The organism is Priestia sp. TRM10, assembly GCF_057808375.1.
Genome location: NZ_JBJZOT010000015.1, coordinates 1,324,559 through 1,342,778, shown reverse-complemented (window position 1 = coordinate 1,342,778; position 18,220 = coordinate 1,324,559). Strand labels below are relative to the sequence as shown.

The following is an 18,220-nucleotide window of genomic DNA, read 5'->3' as shown; positions in this document are numbered from 1 at the left end:
TCAGCAGCAGACTTCTAAGTTTGCTGCTGATGAGCTTTCATGAGTGAGAAGCTAACTTTCTAAAAAGCTCGGGGTAAAAGAAAATGGAGAAACGTAATGAAGAAATATGATATTCTTACACCGCTAGGATTAGTTGTTGGTTGTGCCATTATTATTTTTGGAGTTATTACAAGTGGAGGGATTGAGAACTTCTTTTCCCTTTTAAATATCCCTTCCTTCTTTATTGTGTTAGGAGGAGTTTTAGCAGGACTTTTTGTTAGTTTTCGTATAAATGAGCTTAAAAAAGTAGGAACCATTGCTAAGCAGGCATTTCGCACTCAAACTTTTGAGCCTGAACCATATGTGGACCTTTTTGTTGCTTTTGCTAATAAAGCAAGAAAAGAAGGGCTTTTATCTCTTGAAGCAGAGGTGGGAGATGTAGAAGATCGCTTTCTGAAGAAAGGGATTCTTTTAGCTGTTGATGGAGTAGAGACAGATACGATTGAGGAAATATTAAATCTAGAAGTTGATGCGCTAGAAGAACGTCATCGCAAAGGTCGAAGTATTTTTGAGAAAGCTGCTGAATATGCACCAGCGTGGGGAATGATCGGTACTCTTATTGGTCTTGTATTAATGCTGAAAAATATGGATGATCCTTCTTTACTCGGGCCAAATATGGCAGTAGCTCTTTTAACAACACTATATGGCTCATTGCTTGCTAATTTAGTGTTTCAGCCCCTTGCAGCAAAACTTTCATTACAAACAGAACAAGAGATCTTCCTAAGACAATGTGTAATTGAAGGCGTTATTGGAGTTCAAACAGGTCAAAATCCAGGTATGGTAGAAGAGCGGCTATCTGCCTTTTTATCAACAGAAGAACGTTTAAATCGTAAGAAGAATAAGTTGGAAAAAGGTGTACAAGGAGTTAAAGAAATTGAGATCTAGAAAACATCGTCTTCGTCGCCCAAAGCGTCGTGAAGATGGAGGAAATGTAAAATGGCTTGTCACATTCGCAGACTTGATTACGCTTATTCTCGTTTTTTTTGTTCTTTTATTCTCCATGTCTCATATTAATAGCGGCAAGTTTCAGAAGCTTGTTGGCTCAATGGATAAGACATTAGCTAGTGAGTCAACAAAAGATGTACATAATAAAGAAAGTCAAGGAGAAGCACAGTCAAAGATGAACTCCGATGAACTTTTGGCTTATATTAAAGGAAAGTTGAAGAAAAACAACTTAGATGATAAAATCGCAGCTAAAAAAGATTCACGAGGAGTTGTACTTGTTTTACAAGAACAAATCCTTTTCCCAACAGGGGAAGCAAGGCTTGTTCCTGAATCTCGGCCGTTTTTAAATAAGATAGGTGAAATTATTAAAGAGCTGCCAAATGTTATTCATGTTGAAGGCCATACAGACAAGAGGCCTATTCGAAACAGTTATTATCCGTCAAATTGGGAGCTTTCTACTGCCCGAGCAAGCAGTGTTATTCAATACTTGTCAAAAACCTATAACATCAACTCAAGCAGGTTTGTGGCAATTGGATATGGGGATACAAAGCCACTTAAGATAAGTAATCAAGAAGAAGAGATGAAGAAGAACCGCCGTGTAGAAATTGTAATCTCAGATCTTAATGACTAATACAGTAAAAAATCCGCTTTTTTGAAGCGGATTTTTTTAGTTCATGTGACATTTTTATTTCTTTCTGTTCCACGGATTGGAAAAAGCAGATTTTGAAGAGTACGGCTATTTTTTTCTTCAATTTCTTTTTTGCGAGGCACCTTTTTATATAAATTAGGAGGATCACTCCACGTTGTACAGAGTGGATGATGCGCTCTTTTAGACCATTTATCAACCCAGTTCTTTGGCAAGAGATCTTCTTTAAGAGTGAACCCCGTCATTTCAAGCCAAATTAGTGACCATGCTCTAGGAACTACGCGCCAAATATCATATCCTCCACCTCCAACAGCAATCCAGCGTCCATTACAATATTTATGAGCTAGTTCATGAGCTATTTTAGGAATATGTTTGTAGGTTTCCATAGTAGTATAAAGATGTGTCAATGGATCATGATAGTGAGCATCTGCGCCATTTTGCGTTAAAATGACGTCAGGTTTGAAAAATTCTGCAATTTCCCTTACTGCTGTTTCGTATGTGTATAAAAATGATTCATCTTCTGTATAGGCATCAAGAGGTAAATTAAAAGAATAGCCGTATCCATTTCCATAGCCTCTTTCATTAATTGATCCTGTGCCAGGAAAGAGATAGCGACCTGTTTCATGAATTGAAAACGTGCAAATTTGGGGATCATCATAGAAGGCAACTTGAACACCGTCTCCATGATGTGCATCAGTATCAATATAAAGAACCCGTGCATTGTATTTCTGCTGTAAATATTTAATGGCTACAGCACTATCGTTATAAATGCAAAAACCAGATGCCTTTCCACAAAAACCGTGGTGAAGCCCTCCTCCTAAGCTGAATGCATGACGAGTGCTCCCAGACATCACCAGATCAACCGCAGTAAGAGTGCCCCCTACAAGATAAGCACTTGCTTCGTGCATGTTAGGGAAAATAGGTGTATCTTCTGTACCAAGTCCAAAGTTTAGCCCTTCATCTTTTGATAGAAGTCCTTGACCAGCTTTCTGAACAGCCTGAATGTAAGCGTCATGGTGGATAAGCTTAAGCTCTTCTACAGAAGCTTGACGAGGTTTTATAACTTGTTGATCGCCTAAGGCGCCTAATGCTTTTAATAAATCGTACGTCATCTCGACTCGGAGTTGATTAAAAGGATGATGAGTATTAAATTTATATGTTAGGAAATCAGGAGAATAAACAAATAAAGCGTCATGTTTCATCGTATCACATCCGTTATATGAGGTCGTAACACTTCATAACCGTGTTCAACTAGGGCATAGATTGCTTTTGTCGGGTTTAGCGTTTCAATGCGCAGAACAATTGTACGGTATGTATCATCTTGCTTATAAGGATAAACGAGAACGCTTAAAATATTTAGATGATGGTCACTTAATAGCTTTGTGACTTCACTAAGTTTACCTGCTACATTTGGAACCTTTACTTCAATTTGAGAACCTGGTTGGTGTGCACCTGTTAATTGAACAAGAGTATTCAATATATCAGTTTTGGTTACAATTCCAACAAGTTTGCCTTTATGAATAATAGGAAGGCAGCTAATTTTGTTCTCATAAAAGATGAATGAGATTTCTTCAACAAAGTCAAGCGGATATGCTACAATCACATTTTTCGTCATAATCTCATGAACAGGCTTCTCGAATTCTTCAAATTTGTGATCTTGTGCAAAAATTGAAGGAGCAGCATCCTTTATATCACGATCTGAAATAATACCAAGAAGCTTATCTTCTTTATCCACAACAGGAATATGACGAACATGATATTTATTCATGAGAACAACAGCTTGTTTAATTTTATCTGCTGGTAGAAGAGTAATTAGATTTCTACTCATAATCTCTTCAACAATCATCCTTCACAGCTCCTTTTGTAAGTTAGTACATAAAGCGATTTTGAAAACGAAGTTGATCAAACTTCTGCACAGATTCATGATTTACTTTCTTACCGAACCGAGCCATTAAGCAGTTAGCAGGATGAGAGCAAATTTCAGGATCATCTGTGGCTACCCAAGTAAGTCCTCCTGTTTCCATCATTTTTTCCATTGCTTTTCGATACTCCCAAACATTTAACCCAGTGCCTTTTAAATCCCAATGCCAATAGTATTCGGTTGTAATAATAATATAGTTTTCCATCATCTTATCCATCATTGAAATTTCTAAAAGATTTTTTCCAATAGATATCTCTCTAAAAGGAGGAGCAACTTCAATAGCACCAAGCTCAATCAAGTTCTCTAAATTTCCTTCAGACCACCGTTCAAGTGGATCAGGATATAGAAATGTGACATAGCCTACAACAGTATCCTTATAACGGGCAATAATAATGCGTCCTTCTTCAAGCTCTGAAATTTCAAGCAATGCTTCTTTCTGTTGATCAGAAGGTCTAAAGGCCGTTAATCCTTCATGAAAATGAAGCTCTTTTAATCTATTTGTTTGGATAGGGCCTTCTACAATAATTGGACCTTGCTTTGTTTTTATTTCTTTGGCGTGGTACGTTTTTATATGCCTCAAATGCATTCACCACCTCGAAAATCTTTTCTTATATATTATATTATACATGAAAAATCACCTTATAAAGCGTTTTCAATAGGCCAAAGGATAAAATATATAAATATTTTAAAAATTGAGAAATATTCCATTTTATATTATAATAGATTTTGTAAATTGCTACATAAGGAGGAGTTTGATATGGGGATGGAAGCGCTTCCGGTGATTAAGGGGAATTATAACTTACAAAATTATGATGATGTTTACAGCAATTTTAACTGGAAAAACGTTGAAGAGCAATTTTCGTGGTATGAGAGTGGGAAATTAAATATGGCCTATGAAGCAATTGACAGGCATGCAAACTCTTTCAGGAAAAATAAAGTAGCGCTCTTTTATGAAAACGGAGAAAGAAAAGAGAAATATACTTTTAGAGAAATGAGTGCTTTGTCTAACAAAGCTGCCAATGTTCTCAAAAAGACAACAGATGTAGAAAAAGGGGACAGGGTGTTCATCTTTATGCCTCGATCGCCTGAACTGTACTTTGCAGTGCTAGGTGCTATTAAAGTAGGTGCAATTGTAGGGCCGCTTTTTGAAGCATTTATGGAGGGGGCTGTAAAAGATCGCTTAGAAGATAGTGAAGCGAAAGTACTTATCACAACGAAGGAGCTGTTAGAAAGAGTTCCCGTCAGTGATCTTCCTGCTTTAAAAAGTGTTCTTATTGTAGGAGAAGATGTTGAGGAAGACGATGTTTACCTTGATTTTAATAAACATTTTAGTGAAGCAAGTTCAACATTTGAGCCTGTTTGGGTGGAACGTGAAGACGGACTTATTCTTCACTATACGTCAGGATCGACTGGAAAACCAAAAGGTGTTTTACATGTACACAATGCTATGGTACAGCATTATCAGACAGCAAAATGGGTACTTGATTTACAAGAAGACGATATTTACTGGTGCACAGCGGATCCAGGGTGGGTAACAGGTACGTCTTACGGTATTTTTGGGCCTTGGCTTGCTGGAGCAACAAGTGTAATTGTTGGGGGCCGTTTTAGTCCTGATAACTGGTATAAAGCATTGGCTGATTATGGAGTAACTGTTTGGTATAGTGCTCCAACAGCGTTTAGAATGTTAATGGGAGCAGGGGACGAGCTCATGAAGAAGTATGATTTAAGTAATCTTCGCCATATTGTGAGCGTTGGAGAGCCTCTAAATCCTGAAGTTATTAGATGGGGAATGAAAGTGTTTAATATCCGCATTCATGATACATGGTGGATGACAGAAACGGGAGGCCAAGTGATCTGTAATTATCCAGCAATGGAAATTCGTCCAGGATCAATGGGGAAACCAATTCCAGGAATTAAAGCAGCGATTGTAGATGATAGAGGTCAGGAACTTCCTCCAAATCGAATGGGGAACCTAGCTATTGCAAAAGGTTGGCCTTCCATGATGAGATCAATTTGGAATAATCCTGAAAAGTATGAAACCTATTTTATGCCTGGTGATTGGTATGTTTCAGGTGATTCGGCTTATATGGATGAAGACGGATATTTTTGGTTCCAAGGAAGAGTCGATGATGTTATTATGACATCCGGTGAACGGGTAGGTCCATTTGAAGTGGAAAGCAAACTTGTAGAACATGAGGCTGTTGCAGAGGCAGGCGTTATCGGCAAGCCAGATCCTGTGCGTGGGGAAGTTATTAAAGCATTTATTGCTTTAAGAGATGGATATGAGCCTTCTGATGAACTTATCGAGAATATTCGTCAGTTTGTGAAGAAAGGCCTTGCAGCACATGCTGCACCACGAGAGATTGAATTTAGAGAAAAGCTACCGAAAACAAGAAGTGGAAAAATTATGCGTCGCGTGTTGAAAGCGTGGGAGCTTGATTTGCCTGCTGGAGATCTTTCCTCAATGGAAGATTAATAAAAAGAGAGACTGCTTTTATAGCAGTCTCTCTTTTTATTAAGGCTGAAAACGTTCTGATGGAGCTATAAAACTAGGTTCCACTCGATACGCTGCATTCATATACTGAGCCCACAGTCGCAAGTGATCTCCTGGTTTCGCTGAACTTTGCGGACTATTTAATCGTCCCATCCATGTTCCAAACGTTACATTTGGATTTGATGCAACAAACCATAAATCATTTTCATTTTGCGTTGTTCCCGTTTTTCCAACAAGATCTGAATTAAACTGTAAGTAGTTTCGTACTCTTGCAGCAGTTCCTGTTTGTACAACATCTCTCATCATACTAATCATTTGAGAAGAAGTATTAGTAGAGAACACGGTTGTTGGTTTTGTCTCATGTTGATATAAAACTTTCCCATCGCGAGTTTCAATTTTCTCGATAAGGTAAGCGTCTTTAAACTGTCCTTTGTTAGCAAAGGTAGTATAGGCATTGACGTTTTCCTCTACTGTCACACCTTGATCCATTGCTCCTAGTGCAAGGGAAGCATGTTCATAATCACCTGGCTGAAGGGAGGTAAAGCCCATTTTTTCTAGGTAAGAGACTGGATTGTTTCCTTTGTTCATCTTATATACTCTGGCAGCTGGAATATTGTAAGAGTATGTAAGTGCTTTTCGTACCGTTACTGGAGCAGTATAGTTTTTTCCTGCATTTTTTGGTGACCAGTTTCCCCACGTAAAGGCACTATTACTAATCATAGAATTAGCGGAAATTAACCCGTTTTGGATAGCAGGTGCATATACAAGCAGTGGCTTCATTGTTGAACCATTAGGCTTTTCTACGCTTGTAGCATAGTTATACTGAGAACTTTGATAATCTCGGCCTCCAACAAAACTAATGATAGCTCCTGATTTGTTATCAATCATCACGCTACCGGTATTGACTTTTACGTAGTTATTAAAGCCATTGAAATTTTTCGTTACATTTTCCATTGCATCATAGATATCTTTATGAATTGTAGTGTGGATGTGATAGCCGTTTTGTCTCATATTAAGATCGGCTTGCTCGGTATACTGTTGAAGAAGAGCTTTGTCACCATAGAGTTTTTCTGTACTAATACCTGCTTTGTTTGCAAGCTGCTCTGCTAAAATTTTACGCACTCGCTTTTCCACTTCAAAATTCAACCAAGGATACTTTTCTACAACAGAAGGAGAAGAAGTTTTAAAGTCTTTTGTAATATCGTAGTTTACTGCTTGTTCATACTCCTGTTTGGTAATGTACCCAGCTCGTTTCATGCGGAAGAGCACGGTTTTCATTCGTTTTACTCCTGGAGAAAGATCCTCCTTTAATTGTCCAGCTTGCGTAAATGGTGTATAGCGGGACGGACTTTGAGGAAGGCCAGCAATAAAGGCTGCTTGTTCAAGTGTCAGATCTTTTGCATCTCGTCCAAACAGTCCTTGAGCAGCTGTTTGAACACCTGCAATATTGCTTCCTGCTGAGTTTCTTCCAAAGTAAGCAACGTTTAGGTAAGCTTCTAAAATTTCCTCTTTGGAGAAGTAGTTTTCAACACGGAGGGCAAGAAGAATCTCATTTGCTTTCCTTGTAAAGGAAACTTCATTTGTTAACATCTGATTTTTAATAAGCTGCTGTGTTAATGTACTTCCGCCTGTTCTCGTAGCAGAATTTGAAACATCTTGATAAAGAGCTCGAAGAACAGCTTTTGGAACCACTCCGTCATGTTTATAGAAATACTCATCTTCTGTCGAAATGAGGGCATTAACGAGGTGAGGAGAAACGTTCTCTAATTTCACTTCATCACGTTCAAGATTTGATCGTAGCTTTCCTAGAGGTACATTGTTAGCAAAGTAAATTTCGCTTGTTTCGCTATAATTCGTTAAAGCGTCACTCATCTCCTTTTTAGAAGGAGGTGACTCGTCTTTAATGAGGGAAGCGAAATAGCCAGAGCCTGCTCCAAAGGCAAATGAACCGATTATAAGTAAAAAAACGAAGCCAATAATAACAATATTATAAATAACGAGAGAGGCTAACTTTCCTCTTTTTATATAAGTGGATGATTGTCCATCTTTAAGGCTAGCTAATAGCTCCTTTAGTTTTGTTTTCCACTTTTCCCACATATATGATTTCCCCCTTACTTCTGTTTATTATAGCATAGTTATTTTTACGAGAAATGTAGTATTTTGTCTCTAATGTAGTATATTTTCCATAAGATTTGATACCTGTTTTTAGGACCAGTTCTTGCAATTTAAGATAAAATCGTTCATAATCAATGATATGTGAATATATGGACTGCTATGAAAGGAATTAGTAACAAACTTCTCCCTGTTTTAGAGAGCTGATGGATGGTGAAAATCAGTACAAAGTTGTTTTGTGAATTACCTCCTAGAGCATCTTTTGTGAACAATGAGGTAATCATTTATTAGCAAAAGACGGTGTATACCGTTAAAGTAACTGAGTGAAAACAATCTTTAGTGGATTGTTTTAACAAGGGTGGTACCGCGATCAAACCTCGTCCCTTCTAGCAATAGAAGGGGCGTTTTTTATTTGAAAAGAAAAAAGGAGCGAATAAAATGAATCTTATCGAAGATTTACAATACCGTGGTCTTATTAATCAAATGACAGATGAGGAAGGACTAACAAAGCTGTTAGCTGAAGAAAGTGTAACGCTTTACTGTGGATTTGATCCAACAGCAGACAGTTTGCATATTGGTCATCTACTTCCTATCCTCATGTTAAAGAGATTCCAAGAAGCAGGACACCGTCCACTTCCTCTTGTTGGTGGAGCAACAGGTCTTATTGGAGATCCAAGTGGTAAGAAAGCAGAACGAACTTTAAATGAAAAAGAAGTTGTGGATCTATGGGTTGAGCGTATTAAAGAACAGCTTTCTCGCTTTTTAGAGTTTAAAGAAGGCGATAACGCAGCAAAAATGACAAACAACTATGACTGGGTTGGCAATATGGATGTTGTATCATTCTTGCGCGATATCGGAAAAAACTTTGGCTTAAATTACATGCTTGCTAAAGACACTGTACAATCTCGTATTGAAACAGGTATTTCATTTACTGAATTCACGTATATGATTCTACAATCACTTGATTTCCTTCGTTTATATCAAAATGAAGGGTGTCGTTTGCAAATTGGTGGAAGCGATCAGTGGGGAAATATTACATCTGGATTAGAATTAATTCGCAAATCAGAAGAAAATGCAAAAGCATATGGTTTAACTGTCCCACTTGTAACAAAATCTGATGGAACAAAGTTTGGGAAAACAGAAGGTGGCGCAGTTTGGTTAGACTCAGAAAAAACGTCGCCATATGAGTTCTACCAATTTTGGATTAATACAGATGATCGCGATGTAATCAAGTACATTAAGTACTTTACTTTCTTAAGTCATGAGGAAATCGAAGAACTTGATCGCAAAACAAAAGAAGAGCCAGAGCAACGCGCAGCTCAAAAAGCACTAGCTGAAGAAATGACAAAACTTGTTCATAATGAGAAAGCTTTAGAGCAAGCGATCCGTATTTCACAGGCATTGTTTAAAGGGGATATTCAAGCTTTGACAGGTGCTGAGATTAAGCAGGGATTCAAAGATGTTCCAACGTTTGAAGTGAAAAAAGACGAAGAGATCGGTCTTATTGATCTTCTTGTATCAGCAAAAATCTCTCCATCTAAACGTCAAGCACGTGAAGATATCGGAAATGGCGCAGTTTATATTAATGGAGAACGCGAGCAAGATTTACAAAAAATATTATCAGCGGAAGACCGTATTGACGGCGAGTTCACGGTTATTCGTAGAGGTAAGAAGAAGTACTTTGTAATTGAGTATAAATAATGAAAAAAGAAGCTAAACATTTATTGTTTAGCTTCTTTTCATATATAAATAAAAAAAGCGATTGGACCAGTCCAATCGCTTTCTGTTATTAACGAGAGTAGAACTCTACGATAAGTGCTTCATTGATCTCAGCTGGTAATTCAGAACGCTCTGGTAAGCGAGTGAAAGTACCTTCTAATTTCTCAGCATCAAATGTAACATAATCAGGTACGAAGTTTGTTACTTCGATTGCTTCTTTAACGATAGAAAGGTTACGTGATTTTTCACGTACAGAAACAACTTGACCTGGAGTTACACGGTAAGATGGGATGTCAACGCGAGAACCATCAACAAGAATATGACCATGGTTAACTAATTGACGAGCTTGACGACGAGTGCGTGCAAGACCTAGACGATATACGATGTTATCAAGACGAGCTTCAAGAAGTGTCATGAAGTTTTCACCGTGGATACCTTCCATTTTACCTGCTTTTACGAATAAGTTACGGAATTGACGTTCGTTAACTCCGTACATATGACGTAATTTTTGTTTCTCTTGTAATTGTAAACCATACTCAGAGATTTTTTTACGTTGTCCTGGACCGTGTGGACCTGGAGCGTAAGGACGTTTTTCTAATTCTTTACCTGTTCCGCTTAGTGAAACACCTAAACGACGAGATAATTTCCAGCTTGGACCTGTATAGCGAGCCATAATTGACTCCTCCTTTTGTGTGTTTTTATTTCGCATGAAATAAAAACAGCCACAATCCTTTATCATGTTCATTTTGTTTTCATGCATCCTCGCTCCAGCAGCCAAGAGTTACAAGATACACCTTATTATTAAGGAACAAAATGAATTCACCATAAAGATTGCCAGTACTGCCTTTCATATTTCACACAGAGAGTATTATATAATCTTCTCAGAAAAAAATCAAATCTTTTTCTGTATAAAACAAATAAAGGAAGAAAAAGAGTGAAAGGTTAGAAGATAATTTTTAAGGGTACAAAGTAATAGGAAAATATAACTATATTGATTATAATATATAGTATAATTTAGAGTACATACCTTAAATTACAATAAAAAGTTTATTTAAACTGAGGAGTTTGAAATGCCTATAGAAAAAATAATAACCCGTCTAAAACAATCTTTTTTTGATATGCTGATGGAAAAATTGCCTAGAGAAAATCCTTCCTCCTTATATGAAGAGGTCCTCCGTATTCTTGTTGATTCCTGTACATTAGAAGGTGCATTTCTAGTATACGAAGGGTATAAATATATAGTGACTAGTGAAGAGGTTGCGTGGAATGAAGAACACAGTATAGTAAAAAATGTTCAAAAAGTACCAGACGATCAAACGATTTTCTCTTTTCAAGAGAGTGGAAGGGAAATTGCTGTTTTTCAATTTCCTTTTCTATCTTTGAAGGAACTTTATTTAGGGATTGTATACAGAGAAAATACCTTGCCACCTGAATTTTCTCCTCTTTTATGGACAACATGTGCTCAGTTTTTAGAATATGTGGATAAAGAGATAGAAAAAGAATATGAAAGAGCCCGATATGCAGGCCTATATGATTTAACAATAAAGCTTTATTCTTCATTAGATCCTAATCAAGTGTTAAAGGACGTTATTACGGCGCTTGATACCATTTGTCCGAAAGCAGAGTGTTCACTTATTCTTTCTCATGATAGTGAAGTAAGTCATGATCCCTCTATTCGTACAATGAAATATAACGACCAAAAGTTGAGCTCTGGAGTAATGAAAGCATACGTTTCAGGAAGAATTCATATTGAAATGATGGAAGATGGAAAAAGGTCTGTTCTATATGCACCTTTGCAAGGAAAGCAAGGAGTGTATGGGGTTCTTGAGATGATTGGGGAAAATGGAGTCATTTGCTCAGAGCAGGAAATGAGTTTTATTGAAAAAATTGCTCATACAACAGGAGCAGCTTTAGAAAATGCCAAGCTCCATGAACAGTTGGAACAGGTGATTGAAGATGTCAAACTTATTAATGAGACTTCACATAAGCTCAACTCAAGTCTACGGTTAGACGATACGATTCATTATATGACAGAGCAAATCATTACTTTTTTTCATGCTAAAGGTGTTGGTTTTCTTCTCTGTATTACAAATGATAAGTATAAAATATTAGAAGGTAGTACAGAATTATTTTTTCAAACAGAAAACAAGGCTTATATTGATAAAATTTATAAGAAAATTAACAGAGAAAAAGAGTCGAAATTTATCAATGACACAGATACACTATTTGGCGAGAAGTTTCCATATCGTTCTCTTATTGCTCTTCCTATGATTCACAACAATAAAATGTCCGGACTTGTCCTCATTGTTCATGATAAGCCGTACTTCTTTACATTTAACCACTATAGAGTATTACAATCCCTTGTACATCATTCAACACTTGCTTTTACAAATTCTATTTTAAGAGAGGAGTTGGAAAGTTTAGTTGTAACAGATCACCTTACAAAACTTTATTCACGAAGTTATCTAGATGAGCAAATTCAGAAGTCTATAGAACAGGACAAACTTGGTTCTCTTCTTTTGTTGGATATTGATAATTTTAAGCAAGTGAATGATACGTATGGTCATCAAACAGGAGATCAAGTCCTCATACAAGTGTCCTCAATTATTAAAAATAATTTGAGAGATGGAGATATTGGAGCTAGATGGGGAGGTGAAGAGCTTGCTGTTTATTTGCCAAATGTTCCACAACATATCGCAGTCAGTATTGCACAGCGCCTTGTCGCAAAAGTCCATAAGGAAACTGTTCCACATACAACCGTTTCATGCGGCGTTTCATCGTGGAAAAGGGGTGAAAAGTCAGCACATCGGTTATTTATTAAGGCTGATAAAGCTCTTTATCAAGCGAAAAATAACGGGAAAAATCAGGTTGTAAAAAGTTGTGAAAAATAAAGAAGCTGCCAGGATACCACTTTTTGTGGTTTATTGGCAGCTTCCTTATTATAGCGTTTGAACTAATACGTCAACAAACTGATTTAGATATTTTTCATCTTGTTCATCAAAACGGTTTTTAATAGGGCTATCAATATCTAAGACTCCAATTGTTTTTCCATCTTTGATAATTGGAACAACAATCTCAGATTGAGAAGCACTGTCACAAGCAATGTGACCTGGAAACTCGTGTACATCTTTAACACGAAGTGTTTTTTGTTCAGCAGCAGCAGTACCGCAAACCCCTCTTCCAAATGGAATTCGAACGCATGCAGGAAGCCCTTGGAAAGGTCCAAGAACAAGTTGATTTTTAGCTTCATCTGTAAGATAAAAACCAACCCAGTTGATTTCTTCTAAAAATTGATTTAGAAGTGATGAAGCATTCGCCAAATTAGCAATAGTGTTTGGTTCATCAGCTGTTAGAGCTTGAAGTTGTTTAATAACAAGCTCAAAGTCTTTCTCTTTTTGTCCACTATAATTTTCGACATGAAACATGGAAAAACCCCTTTCAACTATAAAAAAAATCAAATTTCGATTTTGTATTTATAGAACCTTCAAACTTTGTCGAGTAAAAAGAGGAGGAAAGAAGGTTCATAAAACGAATCATCTATAATAAAGTCAAAAAATTAGATATTCTGCTCGTGTTTGATGTTACTAGTAGCCCTTATGTCTGCTTCTGTCACAATAGCCCTTATTATAAATTCCTTTTGTATCGTTCAAAGTATTGTTGCACATTCGTTTGTAATTTGCAAACACTTTATATTGAGAGGGTGACAATGTTGAAGGAAAAAGTAGAAACAAAAGAAAGAGTGTTGGATGCAGCTGTTTCCTTGTTTCAAATTAAAGGATTTAACGGGACTTCTGTTCGCGAGATTGCGAAAAAGGCAGGTGTGAATGTAGCAAATATCTCTTACTACTTTGACGGGAAAGAGGGACTCCTTGAGTATATCGTTACCAAGTTCTTTGAAGGATATATTAAAGAAATGGATAAAGTATGGCGATCATTTCAAAATCGGCCTGTGCGAGAATGCTTCGGTCAAATGCTTTTTCATGTAATGAAATATCAGCACGCACATAGAGAAGTTGCTCGGGTCATTTACCGGGAACTTTCCGTAGATACAACGTTTGTTCGGGAGATTATGTCAACCTATTTAACGAAAGAGAAATATTATTTAAAAATGCTCCTAGAGCTTGGTATGAAAAGAAAAGAATTTCGACATGTGAGTGTTTCATTTACAATTATGCAGCTTAAGGGCATGATGACAATGCCTTATTTGCATCAGCAGTATGCAGCGGAAGTGCTTCATGTCCTCACACATGAGGAGTATTTTGTTACTAAATATACGAGTGAGCTACAGCAGTGGATTAACGAGCATATATGCTTGCCATGTACTCCGCTGCAGCTTGTTGTAAAGTAACGTTTATCTTTCAAAAAGTTTTGTGTAGCTTTGACCAACATCCTTCGCACAATGGGCATCTGACCCATAAACAAGAGGGATGTTTTTTTGTTGAGCAAGTACAACAACTTCTTTAGAAGGGTATGCTTCTTGACAAAGTGGTTTGTGAAATCCAGCTGCATTATAATCGAGTTCTAAATTTCGATTCTTCACTTCATTTAGAATATGCAAGACTTCATTTTGAAAAGAGACTTCACATGGAAACTTTTTTTGAAATTTATGAACAAGCGTTATATGACCTATTCGTTTTGGTTTGTAAGAACCTAAATCTGCTTTAACTGATGAAGCAACGGCTTCAAAGTAAGCTTTGTATACTTCTTTAACAGAGCCAAACTTTGCAATGATATATTCAAATTCTTCCGCACTGTAGTCCAAGCAGTAAAAAGAACCCTCTTTATTAAGGAAATGAACAGACAATAAGCTGTCGTCAAGATATGGTCCGTATGTATTAAGAAAGTGCCTAATCTCTTCTTCATATTCGTTAATATAGTCAACCTCTAATCCAACATTAATCTTTACTTCTTTTTGAAACTCTTTTTTCACTTTCTCAATTTGCTCAATATAGAGTTCCATTTCGCTCACTTTCATAGCACTATCTTTCAATGGAGTAGGATCCTTGAAAGAAGGAGGAAGAGGAGCATGCTCTGTAAAAGAAATTTCTTCAAATCCTTGTGCAACTGCTTTATAAACATAACTCCTTAATTCATCACTTGAACCATGGGGACAAAATGGAGTATGAATGTGACCGTCTTTCTTCATAATGTCTCTCTCCTTAACAGCAAAATATAAGCGTTTTTGATAAAAAAATGCTAGAATGTAGAAAAGTATGAGGAATATTGTTTATTTCCAAGGATTTATTAAAAAAATTTAAAAATTTCCTCAAAAAATGTTATGAACATGGTATCATAAAAGCATTGACAAAAACATCATTCATTACATATTTACATAAGAAAATTGAACAGTCGGACGGCATTGTGAGGGGGAATAAAGATGGAGCTCGCGATTATAATCATTCTCCTTATTATAGGATTTATTTTGTACGGTTTCTTCCTTCGAAAAAAAGTTTATCGAGAAGTTGATCGATTGGATTCTATAAAGGCGGCATTGATGAGCGAACCTGTAGCAGATGAAATTGCAAAAGTGAAACAGCTTAAAATGACAGGAGAAACAGAAGAATTATTTGAAAGCTGGCGTGAAAAATGGGACAACATTGTTGCTATACGCCTGCCCAAAATGGACGATGCGTTTTATGAAATTGAAGAACTTGCTGATAAGTATAAATTTCGAAAAGCAAAAGCGCGTATTGCTTCTTTAGATGAAGAGCTTGCTAATATTAAACAAGATATTGATACAATTTTAGAAGAGCTTCAAAACTTACTCGGTAGTGAGGAAAATAATAAGAAAACCATTGTAGAAATGGAAGAACTTTTCAGGGAAACTAAGAAACGATTGCTTGCACATCGTTACTCATATGGAAAAGCAGAAGAACCTCTTACAGAGAAGCTTGAAAAAATTCAGAAACAGTTTGTGAAATTTAACGAAGAAACAGAGAATGGCAACTACTTGCAAGCAAGTGCCATATTAATGAGCATTGAAGAACGGTTAGCAGTAATGACAAACAATCTTGAAAAGATCCCGGCTCTTTTTACAGAGCTTCAAACAACGATACCAACACAGCTTGAGGAATTAAGAGAAGGCTATATTGGGATGATTGAAGAGGGGTACATTCTTGAGCATCTTCAAATTGAAGAGTCATTAGAGGAACTAAGCAGAGCAGCTAAAGCTATTATTGGAGAGATTGAAGCATTAAATATTGAAGAAGCAGAAGCGAGTGTTGCGGCAATTAACGCTAAGATTGACGGCATTTACGATATGCTTGAAAAAGAAGCGCGTGCATTTCAGCAAATGAATCAGGACATTGATCGAATTTCGGTTATGATTAAAGCCCTTCAGGCAAGAAATCATGAAGTGAAAGAAGAAGCATTTCTTGTTCAAAAAAGCTACCATTTAACACCAGAGGAGCTAGAGCTTTATCAAAAGATTGATCGAGAGCTAAAGCGATTAACAAATCTTTATTACAACATTGTCAATAAAGCAGAGCAACAAAATATTGCTTATAGCGTGATTTTTGAGGAACTTGAAGAAGTGTTAACACAGCTGAATAAAGTCGAAGGTATTCAGCAAGCATATATTGAAATGCTTCAAGATTTAAGAAAAGATGAGCTAGCAGCTAAAGAGAAAATTGCAGACTTGCGCAAGCAGCTTTTTGAAGCTCGTCGTATTGTGGAAAAAAGCAATGTACCTGGAATTCCAGAATCTTATCGAGAAGATATTCAACGCGCTTATGGGAAGATCCAAGAAGTTAGCACAAAACTAGAAGAAAAGCCGCTCGATACAGTAGCTGTAAATGAGCTGCTCGAGCAAGCTGTTGAAGAAGTTCAGCTTTCCTTCCGCGAAACAGAAGAATTGATTTTTGAGGCAGCACTTGTAGAACGAATGATTCAGTATGGAAACCGCTACAGAAGCCGTCATCCAGAAGTTGCTGAAAGTTTACTACAAGCAGAACAGGCTTTTAGACAATACGAATATAAGAGAGCCTATCAAGAAGCGTCTTCAGCGCTTGAGAGCGTTGAACCAGGTTCTGTTTCATCCATTGAAAATTCGTTAAAAGAAGACGAGTCGCTACGATAAAATGTAGCGGCTTTTTTCTTTGTGTTTTCAATCAGCTTTATTGCAAAACTTTATTCGTATGGTATGATAAAAAAAGTTTGTAAAAAAAGAAATTAATCATAGTTATTATAAAAAGTAGGGAGGGAACTGAAGATGATTTATGCAGACAATAGTGCAACAACAAAGCCTTATGACGAAGTTATTGACGCTTATGCAAAGGTTGCGAAAGACTATTTTGCAAATCCTTCTTCTCTTCATAAGCTAGGCGGAGAAGCTGAAAAATTATTAACACATGCAAGAAACCAAATTGGTGATTTGTTAGGTGTAAAAGCGAAAGAAATTGTTTTTACTTCTGGAGGAACAGAAGGAAACAACTTTGCTTTAAAAGGAACCGCTTTTACTTTTGGAAATCGAGGTAATCATATCATTACAACGACTGTTGAGCATGACTCTGTTCATGGTTCACTGCAACAGTTGGAAGATATGGGATTTAACATAACCTATGTTCCTGTAGATAGTGAAGGAAGAGTATCTGTTAACGCTATTTTAGATGCTATTACACCTGAAACAATCCTTGTATCTGTTATGCATGTTAATAACGAAGTTGGTACAGTGCAGCCTGTAGAAGAAATTGGTCTTGCTTTGCAAAACCATCCTAAAATTCTTTTTCACGTTGATTCTGTTCAAGGGATAGGCAAGGTCCCTATCAATTTAAAATTAGGTTATATTGATCTTTGCACATTTTCCGCTCATAAATTTCATGGTGTAAAAGGTGCAGGTATTTTATATATAAGAGAGGGTATCTCTCTTTCCCCCCTTCTTTCAGGCGGAGCTCAAGAACACAGTCATCGAGCGGGAACTGAAAATGTAGGAAGCATTGTAGCTATGGCTAAAGCTTTGCGGATGACATTTGAACACAACCAAGAGACTTTACGGAAAATGAGTGAAGAGTTTAGAAAAGAACTTTCTTCTTACCCAGAATTTATGATTAATACGCCGAAAGACGGAGCTGCTCCACATATTGTGAATGTGACAATTCCAGGGATGAAAGCAGAAGTTGTTATTCATAGCTTAGAGAATGAAAATGTGTATGCATCTACAACATCTGCTTGTTCTTCTAAAACAGCTCAACCGAGCAAAACTCTTCTTGCGATGGGAAAATCACTTGAACAAGCTAGTCAGGCTATTCGCTTTAGTTTTTCTTATTGTAATAATCCGGAAGACGGCAAAAAAGCAGCACAAGCGTTATATAAAACCATTTCACATTTAAAAAAGGTAGTGAGGTAA

At 36.9% G+C, this 18,220-nt stretch carries 15 protein-coding genes and 1 other annotated feature; of the genes, 8 read left to right on the top strand and 7 right to left on the bottom strand.

Annotated elements, in window-relative coordinates; translation table 11 throughout:
- Positions 1-96: 96 nt before the first annotated feature.
- Both ACK3CR_RS23640 and ACK3CR_RS23635 read left to right on the top strand, forming a co-directional pair.
- A complete protein-coding gene (locus tag ACK3CR_RS23640) occupies positions 97-924 on the top strand; it encodes a MotA/TolQ/ExbB proton channel family protein (protein ID WP_243517118.1) in 828 nt (275 codons plus the stop codon).
- Positions 914-1,615 (top strand): OmpA family protein, encoded by a 702-nt coding sequence (locus tag ACK3CR_RS23635; RefSeq protein WP_243517121.1) that lies wholly within the window; start codon positions 914-916, stop codon positions 1,613-1,615. The genes ACK3CR_RS23640 and ACK3CR_RS23635 overlap by 11 nt, the downstream gene beginning before the upstream one ends.
- Positions 1,616-1,656: 41 nt before the next feature.
- On the opposite strand, the gene ACK3CR_RS23630 is transcribed toward ACK3CR_RS23635, so the two are convergent.
- From ACK3CR_RS23630 to ACK3CR_RS23620, 3 genes are read right to left on the bottom strand one after another with little or no spacing between them, the layout of a single operon-like run.
- On the bottom strand, positions 1,657-2,832 hold the full coding sequence (locus ACK3CR_RS23630) for an acetoin utilization protein AcuC (RefSeq protein WP_328122500.1): 1,176 nt from the start codon (positions 2,830-2,832) through the stop codon (positions 1,657-1,659).
- The gene (locus ACK3CR_RS23625; protein WP_243517134.1) at positions 2,829-3,476 is read right to left on the bottom strand and encodes a CBS and ACT domain-containing protein; all 648 of its coding nucleotides are present in this window, start codon (positions 3,474-3,476) and stop codon (positions 2,829-2,831) included. The genes ACK3CR_RS23630 and ACK3CR_RS23625 overlap by 4 nt, the downstream gene beginning before the upstream one ends.
- A 22-nt stretch (positions 3,477-3,498) precedes the next feature.
- Complete coding sequence (locus ACK3CR_RS23620; RefSeq protein WP_243517142.1) at positions 3,499-4,131, bottom strand: GNAT family N-acetyltransferase; 633 nt, start codon at positions 4,129-4,131, stop codon at positions 3,499-3,501.
- A gap of 177 nt (positions 4,132-4,308) precedes the next feature.
- Here ACK3CR_RS23620 and acsA point away from each other — a divergent pair, with 177 nt between their 5' ends.
- Positions 4,309-6,027 (top strand): acetate--CoA ligase, encoded by a 1,719-nt coding sequence (acsA, locus tag ACK3CR_RS23615; protein WP_243517145.1) that lies wholly within the window; start codon positions 4,309-4,311, stop codon positions 6,025-6,027.
- Between the two features lie 39 nt (positions 6,028-6,066).
- On the opposite strand, the gene ACK3CR_RS23610 is transcribed toward acsA, so the two are convergent.
- Positions 6,067-8,142 carry a transglycosylase domain-containing protein gene (locus ACK3CR_RS23610; protein ID WP_488976171.1) on the bottom strand — a complete coding sequence of 692 codons (2,076 nt, stop codon included), beginning with the start codon at positions 8,140-8,142 and terminating at the stop codon, positions 6,067-6,069.
- A 168-nt stretch (positions 8,143-8,310) separates the two neighbouring features.
- Positions 8,311-8,545, top strand: a binding site (T-box leader).
- A gap of 50 nt (positions 8,546-8,595) precedes the next feature.
- On the opposite strand from ACK3CR_RS23610, the gene tyrS reads away from it, so the two are divergent.
- On the top strand, positions 8,596-9,858 hold the full coding sequence (gene tyrS / locus ACK3CR_RS23605) for a tyrosine--tRNA ligase (protein ID WP_488976170.1): 1,263 nt from the start codon (positions 8,596-8,598) through the stop codon (positions 9,856-9,858).
- An 88-nt stretch (positions 9,859-9,946) separates the two neighbouring features.
- Here the strand turns inward: tyrS and rpsD are convergent, their stop codons facing one another.
- Positions 9,947-10,549 (bottom strand): 30S ribosomal protein S4, encoded by a 603-nt coding sequence (gene rpsD / locus ACK3CR_RS23600; protein ID WP_019391177.1) that lies wholly within the window; start codon positions 10,547-10,549, stop codon positions 9,947-9,949.
- A gap of 397 nt (positions 10,550-10,946) precedes the next feature.
- Here rpsD and ACK3CR_RS23595 point away from each other — a divergent pair, with 397 nt between their 5' ends.
- Complete coding sequence (locus ACK3CR_RS23595) at positions 10,947-12,767, top strand: sensor domain-containing diguanylate cyclase (protein ID WP_488976169.1); 1,821 nt, start codon at positions 10,947-10,949, stop codon at positions 12,765-12,767.
- Positions 12,768-12,815: 48 nt separating this feature from the next.
- Here ACK3CR_RS23595 and ACK3CR_RS23590 read toward each other — a convergent pair whose 3' ends face one another.
- Entirely contained in the window at positions 12,816-13,301 is a 486-nt protein-coding gene (locus ACK3CR_RS23590; protein ID WP_019391182.1) for a GAF domain-containing protein, read from the bottom strand.
- 281 nt (positions 13,302-13,582) lie between these two features.
- On the opposite strand from ACK3CR_RS23590, the gene refZ reads away from it, so the two are divergent.
- Entirely contained in the window at positions 13,583-14,224 is a 642-nt protein-coding gene (gene refZ / locus ACK3CR_RS23585; protein ID WP_243517154.1) for a forespore capture DNA-binding protein RefZ, read from the top strand.
- A 3-nt stretch (positions 14,225-14,227) separates the two neighbouring features.
- On the opposite strand, the gene hisJ is transcribed toward refZ, so the two are convergent.
- A complete protein-coding gene (gene hisJ / locus ACK3CR_RS23580; RefSeq protein ID WP_243517171.1) occupies positions 14,228-15,022 on the bottom strand; it encodes a histidinol-phosphatase HisJ in 795 nt (264 codons plus the stop codon).
- 231 nt (positions 15,023-15,253) lie between these two features.
- On the opposite strand from hisJ, the gene ezrA reads away from it, so the two are divergent.
- Positions 15,254-16,954: a septation ring formation regulator EzrA gene (gene ezrA / locus ACK3CR_RS23575; RefSeq protein ID WP_243517173.1), complete on the top strand. Its 1,701-nt coding sequence runs from the start codon at positions 15,254-15,256 to the stop codon at positions 16,952-16,954.
- 132 nt (positions 16,955-17,086) lie between these two features.
- Positions 17,087-18,220 carry a cysteine desulfurase family protein gene (locus ACK3CR_RS23570; RefSeq protein ID WP_488976168.1) on the top strand — a complete coding sequence of 378 codons (1,134 nt, stop codon included), beginning with the start codon at positions 17,087-17,089 and terminating at the stop codon, positions 18,218-18,220.

What these genes read in the sequence shown, in the direction of transcription:
- ACK3CR_RS23640 (WP_243517118.1), top strand. Translation starts at nt 97, where the DNA reads ATGAAGAAATATGATATTCTTACACCGCTAGGATTAGTTGTTGGTTGT.
- ACK3CR_RS23630 (WP_328122500.1), bottom strand. Translation starts at nt 2,832, where the DNA reads ATGAAACATGACGCTTTATTTGTTTATTCTCCTGATTTCCTAACATAT.
- ACK3CR_RS23625 (WP_243517134.1), bottom strand. Translation starts at nt 3,476, where the DNA reads ATGATTGTTGAAGAGATTATGAGTAGAAATCTAATTACTCTTCTACCA.
- acsA (WP_243517145.1), top strand. Translation starts at nt 4,309, where the DNA reads ATGGGGATGGAAGCGCTTCCGGTGATTAAGGGGAATTATAACTTACAA.
- ACK3CR_RS23610 (WP_488976171.1), bottom strand. Translation starts at nt 8,142, where the DNA reads ATGTGGGAAAAGTGGAAAACAAAACTAAAGGAGCTATTAGCTAGCCTT.
- tyrS (WP_488976170.1), top strand. Translation starts at nt 8,596, where the DNA reads ATGAATCTTATCGAAGATTTACAATACCGTGGTCTTATTAATCAAATG.
- rpsD (WP_019391177.1), bottom strand. Translation starts at nt 10,549, where the DNA reads ATGGCTCGCTATACAGGTCCAAGCTGGAAATTATCTCGTCGTTTAGGT.
- ACK3CR_RS23595 (WP_488976169.1), top strand. Translation starts at nt 10,947, where the DNA reads ATGCCTATAGAAAAAATAATAACCCGTCTAAAACAATCTTTTTTTGAT.
- ACK3CR_RS23590 (WP_019391182.1), bottom strand. Translation starts at nt 13,301, where the DNA reads ATGTTTCATGTCGAAAATTATAGTGGACAAAAAGAGAAAGACTTTGAG.
- refZ (WP_243517154.1), top strand. Translation starts at nt 13,583, where the DNA reads ATGTTGAAGGAAAAAGTAGAAACAAAAGAAAGAGTGTTGGATGCAGCT.
- hisJ (WP_243517171.1), bottom strand. Translation starts at nt 15,022, where the DNA reads ATGAAGAAAGACGGTCACATTCATACTCCATTTTGTCCCCATGGTTCA.
- ezrA (WP_243517173.1), top strand. Translation starts at nt 15,254, where the DNA reads ATGGAGCTCGCGATTATAATCATTCTCCTTATTATAGGATTTATTTTG.
- ACK3CR_RS23570 (WP_488976168.1), top strand. Translation starts at nt 17,087, where the DNA reads ATGATTTATGCAGACAATAGTGCAACAACAAAGCCTTATGACGAAGTT.